Source organism: Mucilaginibacter sp. P4_G9, from assembly GCF_056400985.1.
In genome coordinates this window covers 1-881 of sequence record NZ_JBFUKF010000855.1, presented here as the reverse complement: position 1 = coordinate 881, position 881 = coordinate 1, and the positions used below count along the sequence as shown (strand labels likewise).

The window sequence follows — 881 nt, the reverse complement described above, 5'->3', positions numbered from 1 at the left end:
TACCTGGATCCCGTAGTTGGCATCCTTGTAGTTTAAACTGGTTGCCTCTTTGGTGGCACCACTAAGATTTTGGTCTTTATTTATAGCGAATGAAAAAACAGGCCCTCCGTAGAAACGTCCGCCTAAACCAAAAGCGCCAACTTTTGCACCTAATAACAGTGGCACATCAAGGCTGGTAAATTTTGCCTTATTAATATTTCCCTGGTCATCCTTAACATCTATATTTTTTGAAGTAAAATACATTTCAGGCTGAAAATTAAAACCAAGACCACCTACCCTTGCCCATACGCCTGCCAGGTAACCGGCTTTATTGCTATTATCATATTTTCCATTTGAGGGAAAGCTGGAGAAGTTTAATCCTGCTTTTGCACCAAAAGAAAAACTTGGCAATACTTGTGCTGATGCCATACCTACGGTTAGCATGCAAATAGTGAACGTAATTAAGATTGATTTTTTCATTTTTCAAGGGATTATGTTTTCGAAGGCAAAAATATTATAATAATTAATAAGAGAATGCAAAAGTGGATAATATAGTTCCACATAAATCAGAAATATCCGGTTTATAAAGCTTGCCCCTAAGCAAAACTTTATAAACCGGATATTATGAATTTTTTTGCGACAAAAACAGAACGTTTTTATAAATCCGGCAGCTTTTACAGCGCTAACTTGCCCTGGTAATAATCCAGTATTTTATTGTAGATGTAACAATCGTAGCGGGCGTTAATAAGGTTTATTTTCGATCTGTCGAGGTTGTTTTTAGCCAGTACAAAATCATATGAGGTTAACACACCTGCGTTGAAGCGGATCTCGGCTATTCTGAATGATTCGCCGTATGCTTTTACCTGTTCAACAAGCACTGTGTAGCGTTCATAAGCTGAAGT

2 protein-coding genes are annotated in these 881 nt (G+C 37.6%); both read right to left on the bottom strand.

Annotated elements, in window-relative coordinates; translation table 11 throughout:
- On the bottom strand, positions 1 to 459 hold a 459-nt coding region (locus tag AC1DPZ_RS28160; protein ID WP_477409760.1), incomplete at its 3' end, for an outer membrane beta-barrel protein.
- Between the two features lie 194 nt (positions 460 to 653).
- On the bottom strand, positions 654 to 881 hold a 228-nt coding region (locus AC1DPZ_RS28155), incomplete at its 5' end, for a TolC family protein (RefSeq protein ID WP_477409758.1).